General features: G+C 61.9%; 8 protein-coding genes. 7 read left to right on the top strand and 1 reads right to left on the bottom strand.

Translation table 11 applies throughout. The annotated features are described in order from the left end of the window. Window positions 1-59: 59 nt before the first annotated feature. The 7 genes from ACTHNE_RS09500 (at window position 60) to ACTHNE_RS09470 (ending at window position 9091) form a co-directional block, all read left to right on the top strand. Window positions 60-1196: an IS481 family transposase gene (locus ACTHNE_RS09500; RefSeq protein ID WP_440269134.1), complete on the top strand. Its 1137-nt coding sequence runs from the start codon at window positions 60-62 to the stop codon at window positions 1194-1196. A 467-nt stretch (window positions 1197-1663) separates the two neighbouring features. Then, window positions 1664-2125 carry a type IV pilin protein gene (locus ACTHNE_RS09495; RefSeq protein WP_324943746.1) on the top strand — a complete coding sequence of 154 codons (462 nt, stop codon included), beginning with the start codon at window positions 1664-1666 and terminating at the stop codon, window positions 2123-2125. Beyond that, a complete protein-coding gene (locus tag ACTHNE_RS09490; RefSeq protein WP_440269133.1) occupies window positions 2122-2745 on the top strand; it encodes a pilus assembly FimT family protein in 624 nt (207 codons plus the stop codon). Before ACTHNE_RS09495 ends, ACTHNE_RS09490 begins: the two co-directional genes overlap by 4 nt. A gap of 98 nt (window positions 2746-2843) precedes the next feature. Next, window positions 2844-3284 carry a hypothetical protein gene (locus ACTHNE_RS09485; protein WP_324943752.1) on the top strand — a complete coding sequence of 147 codons (441 nt, stop codon included), beginning with the start codon at window positions 2844-2846 and terminating at the stop codon, window positions 3282-3284. Window positions 3285-3318: 34 nt separating this feature from the next. Next, on the top strand, window positions 3319-4437 hold the full coding sequence (locus ACTHNE_RS09480) for a PilW family protein (protein WP_440269132.1): 1119 nt from the start codon (window positions 3319-3321) through the stop codon (window positions 4435-4437). Between the two features lie 38 nt (window positions 4438-4475). Beyond that, on the top strand, window positions 4476-5015 hold the full coding sequence (locus tag ACTHNE_RS09475) for a pilus assembly PilX family protein (protein WP_440269131.1): 540 nt from the start codon (window positions 4476-4478) through the stop codon (window positions 5013-5015). Between the two features lie 104 nt (window positions 5016-5119). Next, entirely contained in the window at window positions 5120-9091 is a 3972-nt protein-coding gene (locus ACTHNE_RS09470) for a pilus assembly protein (RefSeq protein WP_440269130.1), read from the top strand. 99 nt (window positions 9092-9190) lie between these two features. Here ACTHNE_RS09470 and ACTHNE_RS09465 read toward each other — a convergent pair whose 3' ends face one another. Further along, window positions 9191-10126 carry a tetratricopeptide repeat protein gene (locus tag ACTHNE_RS09465; protein WP_440269129.1) on the bottom strand — a complete coding sequence of 312 codons (936 nt, stop codon included), beginning with the start codon at window positions 10124-10126 and terminating at the stop codon, window positions 9191-9193. Window positions 10127-10868 lie beyond the last annotated feature (742 nt).

Raw genomic sequence — 10868 nt, 5'->3', positions numbered from 1 at the left:
TGTGCCAGGACATGGGTTACACCTCGACGGGCCATTTGGCCTGCGCGGGGTTCTCATCCATGCCTTGGAAGGAAGCCACATCCATGTCCCTCCGTCGTGAGTTCATTACGTTGGCGCACGATGCCAGCCTGCCCATCACCGAGCTGGCGCGGCGCTTTGGCATTAGCCGCAAGACCGCCTACAAGTGGTTACAGCGAGATCGTGACGGGCAAGCGCTCAACGATCGGTCTCGCCGCCCTCATCACTGCCCCACCCAAACGGCCTTAGCCATGGAAGAACTCGTCGTGGCCTTGCGCCGCAAGCATCCATGCTGGGGTGGTCGCAAGCTTTGCCATGTGCTGAGTGAGCAAGGGTATGAAGGTGTGCCGGCACCGAGCACCATCACGCACATCCTTCGCCGCCACGGCTTGCTGGATGAGCCATTGCCCGGTGCGGGACCGCCTCGATGGCATCGCTTCGAGCATGCCGCTCCCAACGACCTGTGGCAGATGGACTTCAAGGGCACCATCGCGGTGGGCAGCGGGCGCTGCGACCCATTGACCGTGTTGGATGACCATTCGCGCTACAACCTGTTGCTTAAAGCGACCTCGGACATGCGCACGGATACCGTGCAAGCGGCACTCACCGAGACGTTCCATCGCTATGGCTTGCCGTGGCGGATGAACATGGACAACGGCTCGCCTTGGGGGAGCCCCGCCGGTGATTCACGCGGTTTGTCCAAGCTCACGGTCTGGTTGGTGCGTTTGGGCATCCAGGTGACTTTCAGTGCGCCCGCCCATCCCCAAACCAATGGCAAGGACGAGCGCTTTCATCGCAGCCTTAAGGCTGAAGTGCTAGCGGGTCAGCACTTCCACACCTGCGATCACGCCCAGCAAGCGTTCGACCAATGGCGCGCGGTTTACAACCATTTACGCCCGCATGAAGCCATTGGTATGGCGGTGCCCGGCTCGCGTTACCAAGCCAGTCCACGCCCCTTTCCGAGCGCCTTGCCGGCGATCGAATACGGCCCTAACGACCACGTCGTGATGGTTAAAACTTTAGGGGCCGTCAGCGTGTTGGGGCGCAAGCTGAAGGTATCCAATGCCTTGGCCGGCTATCCCATCGCCGCTCGGCCACGAGAGGACGAAGACGGTGTGTATGACCTGTATTTTGCCCAGCATCGCCTGACCACTATCGACCTGCGCCGGTCCGAATAGACTGTCACCCATGTCCTGGCACGACTGTTACCCATGTCTACGGTCTGTACAGGCCAGCAAAGAAAAGTGACTCGGGCCCTTTAGGGACCGAAAGCGCCGCAGGCAATCGTTCACGCTCACGCGCGGCTCTGTTTCCTCAGCACATTGTGGGGATATGTCAGAGTTGGCACCCCAACCTACAAATCACACAACCATATTTAATGCCGCTACGACAGATCCCTTGCACCTGTCGCGAAAACACCCGCACACCTCATCAAGACATGCGCCTCACATCGCGTTATGCGCGCATTGTCCCTGTCTGATAGCAAGTTTGTACGCTCCTGCGATGGTCATTGCGTACGTTAGTACTGATCATTTCATCAGCGGCATTTCAAGCGAACGTTGCTGATAACTCGCGCGGTTGTCATCACGCTTCGTCGCAGTCTTCCGGAGCCTTTGCGCAGGTTCCATACCGTACAGGGCGGCCCATGAGCACATTACGCGAACGTCGCGGACAAGCGGCTGGATTCTCGTTGATCGAACTGATGATCGTCGTGGCGATCATCGCGATTCTGGCTGCGATCGCCGTGCCGATTTACAGCACCTACATCACGCGCAGCAAGCTTACCGAAGCGCAGAACAACCTGAGCGCGTTGCGTGTGCAGATGGAGCAGTACTTTCAGGATAACCGCAGCTATGCGGACAACTCGGGAAAGTGCGGAGTCCTCATGCCAGCCACCGGCTCGAACAGTACGGTGAAATATTTCACCTACACCTGCGCTATCACCACCAGCGGCTACACGATTACTGCCACCGGCGCCACCACGCAGACGGCCGGCTTCGAATTCACCATCGACGACAAGAACACCCACGCAACAACCAGCGCCAACAACTGGTACTCCGGCTCGATGAGCAATTGCTGGGTCACGGCCAAAGGAAGCTGCCAGTGAACACGGCAGGCCAGCGCGGCGTGAGCCTGATCGAGATGATGGTCGCCGTGGCCATTCTCGCCATCCTGGTCATGCTCGGCATTCCCAGTTATCAGCAGTGGACCTTGAATACGCGCATCAGGACAGTGACCGAATCGATCCAGAACGGTTTGCGCCTGGCGCGCAACGAAGCATCGCAACAAGCGCGCTATGTACGGTTTCAATTGAATTCCGCCACCAGCTGGCAGGTGTGCCAGTTGCCGGCCAGTGCCGCCAGCGCGAGGGCCGCGACGGATTGCAGCAGCGCCACCAAGATTATCCAGACCTGGAATTCGCAGAGCGCAAGCACGGTGGAGGTAGGTGTTTCCACGACTCCAAGCAAGGTTGCCACGTATGCGTCCGGCTCTGCTGCTTACGCCACGCTCATCAGTGGCGGCGTTCCTGCCGGCGTCACCTTCGATGCGCTGGGACGCCCCACCGCGTACGGCAGCGGTTCGATTCTGCGCATCGACGCCACCGCCGCCAATGCATCGCTGCAATCGAACAGCCGGCGTCTGGTCACCACCATCTCGGCGGGCGGCATGGTGAACATGTGCGACCCCGCTTTCAAATTGAGCAAGAACGTTATGGGGTGTCCATGAACCTGATGAAGGTCAAGGCAAGCCGTGTCCCCTCATCCCGCCCCTCTCCCCCATCTTTGATTAAGGACGGAGGAGAGAGCGCAAAGCAGGCCGGCATCGTGCTGATCGACGCAATGATCGCCATCGTGATCTTTTCGATCGGCATTCTCGGCATGGTCGCGTTGCAAGGATCGGCGATCGAAATGACCACCGCCTCCAGCTATCGCATCAATGCGGCGATGCTGACCGATCACGTGATTGCGCAGATGTGGGCCTCCGACCTGACCAAGCTGCCGAACGATTTCAAAGGCAGCAAGGGCAAGGGCGGCGCCGGTTATACCGCCTGGTTCGATGCGCTCGATTGCACGATCCAACCGCAACAGCGTTTCCACAACTGCCTGCCTGGCGTGAAAGCCAACCCGCCAAGCATCGATGTGGTGCGGCAAGCCATTTCCCACACCGGCAATACCGAATACCAGGTGACGGTCACCGTCTACTGGCAGGCCCCCACCGATCACAGCGTGCACAAGTATGTATCCGTTACCGCCATCGGCAGTTGAGGAGGACCCTCTGATTTATTCCTACGCACCCGCCATGCCGTCGATGACGCGCCAGCGTGGTTTTTCGCTGATCGAGCTGATGGTGGGCATGCTGGTGAGCATGATCTGCATGCTGGCGATGATGGCGGCGTTTGCCGTGTACGAAGGTAAAAAGCGCACCACCACCAGCGGCAACGATGCGCAGCAGAACGGCAGCTACGCGCTGTATACGCTGGAACGCCAGCTGCGCAGCGCCGGCTCCGGCATCGTGCAAGGCCTCAACCATGGTTTGTGGGGCTGCCCTGTCACGGCTTACACCGGCGGCAAGAAGGTGCTTCCCGCGGCAAGCCTGCCGGCACCGTTCTCTGCGTCGGGCTGGCCGCTCACCACACGCCTGGTGCCGGTCCTGATCGCTTCCGGCAGCAAGGAGGGATCGGACGTGATCGGCGTAGTGAGTGGCGATTCGGCACTGCAGGTATTCAGTGTCGCCGTGAGCAGCACGCCTTCCACTCACGGTGTAGTGGTGAGCAATGCCTTGGGCTTTTTCACCGGCGATTACCTGATCGGCACGTTGTCGGGCGGCACCTGCGCCATGGCGCACATCGCCAGCAACGGCGGCACGGCGACGCAGGTACCTACCACCACCCTTGTGCTGGATACACCCAACAGCCCGAGCACCGGCCTGCAAACCGCCACCAATGTCTTCAACATCGGCCCCTCGCCCAGCTTCACGCTTTACGGCGTCGATCCATCCAGCGGCTCGCTGGTGTCGTGGGATCTGCTGCAGCGTAGCGTGGACAACCAGCCCGCCGCGATCACGCCGATCGCCGATGGCATCGTGATGGTCAAGGCGCTGTACGGCACCCAGGCCAGCGGTTCGAGCGACCTCACCTGGAAGCAGCCTGCCGGCGACTGGGACATCAGTAAATTGACTGCCGGAACCAATGCAGCCGCCGTGGCCATGAGCCAGATCAAGGCGATTCGCGTGGCGATCGTGGCGCAAAGCCGCCTGCCGGAACGCGAAGCCGATTACAAGGGTGATTCCCAGCTGACCTTGTTCAAGGATCTTCCGACCGACGTGCGATACAGCGTGCCCCTCGACACGCAGTTTCGCTACCAGGTGTACGAAACCACCATTCCAGTGCGCAACGCGATGGTTTCCCAGTTCTATTAGGCCGACACGATATGAATGCCCCCTTCCGCCAACAAGGCATGGTTTCCACCCTTATGGCCGTGATCGTGCTGGTGGTGTCGCTGCTGGCGGCGATGGCGCTGATGCGTTCGGTGGATACCAGCACCAGCATCGCCACCACACTCACCTTTCGCCAAAGCGCCTTGCAGGAAGCCGAGCGCGCCTATGTGGATGCGCAACAGCGCATCACCTTCACGCAGCCCGATAGCAATATCGATCATGTCCCGCTGGGTTATTACGCGGAGCCGCAGCCGGCCACCTCGCGCTCGGCCGCCGACATTCCGGACATCCTGGTGAACAAGGTCTCCGGCTACGCGCCATTGTCGAGCGACGACGGCAACGTCATTGCCTACGTGGTGGAACGGCTTTGCCCCAGTACCGGCACCGCCAGCGCGTCCACCTGCATCGTGCCGGGGCCGACCATCACCAGCGGCAACGTCTCCAACCAAACGTCGGACAACAAGACCTTCAACACCGCGCCCAACGCGGCGTTTCGTCTGACGGTGCGTGTGGATGGCCCCAAGGGCACCACTGCGTACGTGCAAACCATCATGCGCTGAGCGCTGCGATCGCATTCGTCTTTTGTCCATCCTTCATCTCGAAAAAAACGGCCATGCTCAAGTCTCTACGCAAAGCTCGTCTCCACTGCAGTTTGCTGGCATGCATGGTGGCGCTCGGCGCAAGTGCAGGCGCCTGCGCCGCCACCACCCTGACCGACACGCCGGTGTACAGCACCTCCAACGTGCCTGCGAACCTGATGCTGTCGCTGTCGGTGGAATACCCCACCGGTACCGTGGCTGCCTATACGGACAGCACCGGTTACGCGCCTGATGCCACCTATCTTGGCTATTTCGATCCGGCCAAGTGCTACGACTACAACAACCACACCGGTGCGGGCTATTTCGTGCCGGTCGGCAGCTCCGGCCCGGTCTGCACCGGCCACTGGAGCGGCAACATGCTCAACTGGGCGCTGATGACGGCGCTGGATGAGTTTCGCCAGGCCCTCACCGGCGGCAACCGTTCGATCGATGACGTAAAGCTGACCGTGCTCAAGCGCTCCAGACTCAATGCGGCGCAAAGCACTCTGCAGAATTTTCCGGACAAGATCATCGGCCCGTCCGCGAACGGCACCACCAACGTGTCCCCTTCCACCGTCATCGGCGACAGGCAGTACGCAGGTCTTGGCACGGTGTACCTGCGCTCGGCTGGACAGGACTCGACCTTCATCATTTCCAACAACAGCGCGTTCGCCAATTCCGCCGACGGCCGCCAATTTGCCACCGTCTACAGCGCACAAGTGCAGGTGTGCGTGCCGGGCATGCTGGAGCGCAATTGCAATTCGGCGCACAGCATCAGCGACTACATCGGCGCCGGCGTGTACGACAAACCAGACGGCTTGATCCAGCAAAACTACACCAAGATCCGTGTGGGCGCGGCGGGCTACGGATTTCACCAGGGCTGGGAACACCCCAACGGCGTGGTGCGTGCGCTGCTGCACGATAATGGCCCTACGGCCTACAACGGCTATGGCGCCCGCATCGATAACACGTACGCCGAGTGGGATGGGAAGACCGGCATCTTCTATCAAAACCCCGACGCCGCCGATGACGCTTACGCCAAAGCGCCAGGCGACGTCCCGTTCTCCGACAGCGGCACCATCAATTACCTCAACAAATTCGGCTATCGCGGCCATTACGAGTACTCCGACACGGTCAGCGACCTGTACTGGGCCACGCTCGCCTACTACATGCAGGTGCCGCTGGATCCGAGTTATACCGACGGCATCTCGCAGAGCAACAGCGGGGACCCCAGCTTCCCGGTGTTTTCCGGCAAGCCGGCGAACGTGTCGAACAAGCCCACCATCAACGACCCTATCCAGTACTCCTGCCAGAACAATGCCATCGTCACCATCGGCGACTCGCATACCTGGGTGGATACACGCGTACCGACGAGCGCGCCCGCAAGCCAAAATGGCGACGCGGGCAAGCCGCTTGCGTCGTTGAAGACGGACCGCACCGTGGCGGCTCCGCTCGATGCCTCCGCTTACGTCACGGCGTTGGGCAACCTGCCGTTGATCGAAGCCCAGGGCGCGACACCCGCTTCCAAAACCATGGCGCAGTACCTCAACGTACCTGCCCTGGGCAACATCTACGAAGCGGGCGGCGCAGTCTCCGCCACCTACAATATGGCGGGGCTTGCCTATTACGCGCACACCAACGACATCCGCGCCGACATCACCGGCAACCAGAAAGTCACCACCTACGTGGTCGACGTGCTCGAACCGGGCAGCTTCGACGGCACGCCTGGCCACGAAACGTATAACCCCAGCAACGCGAAATGGGGAGGTGGCGGCCCGAACATGTATTGGCTGGCCGCGAAGTACGGCGGCTTCAACGACGTCAACGGCGATGGCGTGCCGGCCAACATGCTTACCTGGCACACCAACAACACCACGGCAGACGCAAAGAACCTGCGCCCGGACAATTATTTCCCGGGCAACCAGCCCGCACTGATCCAGAGCGGCTTGCAGCAGATCTTCAACAACATCGCATCCACGTCGTCACAGACCGGCTCGGGCGTAACCATCAACACCAGCCGTGCACTGAGCAGCGTCACCGCCGGCGCCATGCCTTACTACGCACCGGCCAATGGCTTTCCGGCCTACACCACGCAATACACGCCCATCACCTGGACGGGCGACGTGAGCGGCATGATTGCCACCACCGCCAGCGACGGCAACATCGGCGCCGTCGACGGCACCTCACCCTGGCACGCGCAATTGCAGCTGGACACGCTGACCCAGGCTACCTCGAACGGCTCCTCGAAGAATGTCGTGGGCTGGAATACCGGCCGGCGCGTGGTCACCTGGAATGGCCGCGAAGGCATACCGTTCCGCTACGACCGCTTGTCAGCCAGCGAACAGACCGCGGTGAACACCACGGGCGCAGGCGCCGATTTCGTCAATTACCTGCGCGGCGACAAGAGCAACGAGAGCACGGTGTTCCACGCACGCACGCATATCCTGGGCGACATCGTCAATTCGGCCGCGGTGCTGGTGCAGGGCGCCATGTCCAATGCCTATACGGAGTCGGCCAATCCCGGCTATGCCCGCTTTGTCGCGAATGTCGCCAACCGCATGCCGGTGGTGTACGTGGGCGCAAATGACGGCATGTTGCATGCGTTTGAAGCGGACTTCCAGGGCGCCACCCGCGCCAATCCGGTGACCGGCGGCGGCAGCGAACTGTTTGCCTACGTTCCCAGCATGCTGTTCAACGGTCCCAACGGCACGCCGCTGGTGGATGGCCTGCCTGCGCTGGGCAACCTCAACGGCGTCTCGGCCAACAGCTACGCGCACCACTTCTACGTCGACGCCACGCCGCAGGTGGCCGATGCGGATTTCACCTATACCAGCAATGGCGCGATCAATCCGACCTCCACCGCCACCACCGCGGACTGGCACACCATCCTGGTCGGCGGCCTCGGCAAGGGCGGCAAGGGCATTTACGCGCTGGACATCACCAGCGTGCCCGACGTGGTCGACACCACCGGCAGCGTGAAAGCGGAAAGCACGGTGGCGAAGAACGTGCTGTGGGAATTCACCGAAGCCGACATGGGCTACAGCTACGGCGCGCCGTTGATCATCAAGACGCGCAAATACGGCTGGGTGGTGGCGGTGACCTCCGGCTACGACAACACGCGCGGGAAACTCGCCGGCCACGGCATTCTGTATATCTTGAACATCAAGACCGGTGCGATTCTGCAGAAGATCGACACCGGCGCAGGCAGCGCCGCCAAGCCGGCGGGACTTACGCAAGCCACCGCCTACACGCGCGACGTCGCCGACGGCACCGTAGACCAGATCTATGCGGGCGACCTGCTGGGCAATGTGTGGCGCTTCGATCTCACCGAAGCGGCCGTGGACACGTCAGGACACCCGACCGGCAACTACCCCTCGCCCACCCTGCTGGCCACGCTCACCGACAAATCCGGCAATCCCCAACCCGTCACCACCATGCCGCGCGTGGAAGAAAGCATCAGCACCGATGGCTTGAGCACGCTGCGCTGGGTGTTCGTCGGCACCGGTAAATTCCTCGATATCACCGACCTGACCGACACGCAGCGCCAGACCATGTACGCCCTGCGCGACGGCTCCGGCAGCACGCCCGCCAACAGCGGCCTGCCGCTCACGCGCCATGCGTTGACGCCCGTCACGGACCTGCTCAGCGGTGCGGCGCTCAACGCCAGCGCATCGGGCTGGTATTACGACCTGACTGGCTCGGCGGGCGGCAACAAGGGCGGCACCGAACGTATCGTGGTGGCGCCGAGCACGGGCACCGGCCTGAACGTGGTTGCGTGGGTGACGGTGATCCCCTCCAGCGATCCGTGCTCCCTGCAAGGCTCGCTGTATGCCGTCAACTACGCCGGGGCTTCGGTGCTGCGCAGCGGCGACACGCCGGTGAAAAATCTCACCACGACCGCCGCGGCACTCACCAACGTGCAATTGGTCAAGAACGCCAACGGCACCATCGGCGCGGTCGCCAGCGATACCAGCGGCAAGAATATGAACCAGCCGATTCCCGCCTCGCCCACCGCCAACCAGGTCAAGCGGGTGAACTGGCGGGAGGTCATGAACTGAAGCGCGATGCCGTAGGTTGGGTTGCGAACCCGAACACTGCCATGCGCATATGGATCACGACGTTGGGGTTTGCACCCCAACCTACGAGATCCAGCGATCTCAGTATTGCTGCAGGCGCTGCTTCAGCTCCAACGCGCGCGTGCGGTAGACCACCGCCGGTTCGTAGCCCGGGTCGACCACCAGGATGCGGTTCCACAACGCAATGGCCTGGTCCAGATGCTGATCCAGATACAGCACCATCGCCTGCTGATGGGAGTTGGCTACCCAGGTGCGGCTCAACGCTGCGAAGGCGGGATCGGAGGATTTCAGCTGTGGGTTCAAGCTCAGCGCCTGGTCGAACAGGGTCAGCGCCTGGTCGTGATGGCCTTGTCGATACAGGGCCAGGCTCTGGTTTTCCAGCTGCAGCGCACGCTGCGTGGGCGGTATCGCGGCCGGTGGCGGCGCGGGCGCGGCAACGGCTGCAGCCGACGCACCGGCGGAGACGGATGGCTGCGCGGAAGGCGCCTCCACCGCCGCAGCGTTCGGCGAAGCGGGCATCTGCAGCGTGGAACCCACGCGGAGCACGGCCGGATTGGTCGAGCCGTTGTAGCGTGCCAGCATCAGGAACAGGTTCGGATCACCCAGGTACTTGGCCGCCAGCGTGCTGTAGGACTCTCCCGGCTGCACCACGTGCGGGCTGGAGTCCGCGCCCAGCGCCTGCCTGGGATCTTCGGTCAACTGCTTGAGGAAAAACTGCGCATTGCGATCGCCCGGATGATCCTGCAGATAGCGCCGCAGCGCCTTCTCGCCATCCGCGTAATGCCCGTTCTGCAGGTCGTGCCTGACGATCGACGAAAGCGACTGGCGCGGCGAAGTATCCCCGCCGGCCCCCTCCGCCGGGGCGGACGCCGCCGGCTGCACGGTGGCAGGCTCGCTGTACTTGGGCTTGAAGGTGACCTTGGGCTTGGCGCAACCGCCCACCAGCACTACGCCCAGCAAACCGGCTGCCAGCATCCAGGCGCGTACGGACGTAAAGCGAGCTTCCCTATGCATCATCAATCTTCCGCCACCCTGTTCAGACGCTGATTTGCCCCGCCGCACAAGCGACTTGGCCGCACAAGTTAAGCCAGTTCCCGAACTCCTGCAAACCTAGCCGGGGGCGGGGCTAGGCTGTGTGAAGGGGAGTCGCTGTGGTGGACGGCTTGAAACGGTGGCTTCCTCCCCTGCTTGCACCTGATTAGCGTCGTATCTCAACTTGCACAAATGTATTCCCTCCCCTGCGTGCAGGGGAGGGTCAGGGTGGGGTTGCACGAGCTTGCCGAGCAACATGGATTCATCGCGAGGTTGCTTGACCCCACCCCAACCCTCCCCTACTTCGCAGGGGAGGGAGCCATTGTTCGCGCAGCCGAGATTCGACGCTAATCAGGTGCTTGCAGGGGAGGGCCGGGGTGGGGTTGTCCGAGCTTGCCGCGCTATTTGAGTTCACCGCGAGGTTGCTTCACCCCACCCTGGCCCTCCCCTACTACACGTAGGGGAGGGGACGCATTCGGCAAGCTGAAGTTCGACGTCAATCAGTCACGGGAAGATTCACTTGAATCATTCTCGATAAGTCGACTTCAACACACCGACGTGTCAACGTGCACTCGCACTCGATCGCTCCAAACTTCTCTGCCACATGGCATACATGCACCGCACTCCGCCCGAACAACGGCATGCGACTGTGCAGACAAGTCCACACAGGCCATGTGCGGCACATCGCGACATCAACGCGCTGTCCCAAAGTGACTGCTAGTTTGTC

This window comes from Dyella sp. (genome assembly GCF_051954575.1).
Taxonomy (GTDB): domain Bacteria; phylum Pseudomonadota; class Gammaproteobacteria; order Xanthomonadales; family Rhodanobacteraceae; genus Dyella_B.
Note: the sequence above shows the minus strand (reverse complement) of the source record. Positions and strands in the feature narration are given on the sequence as shown.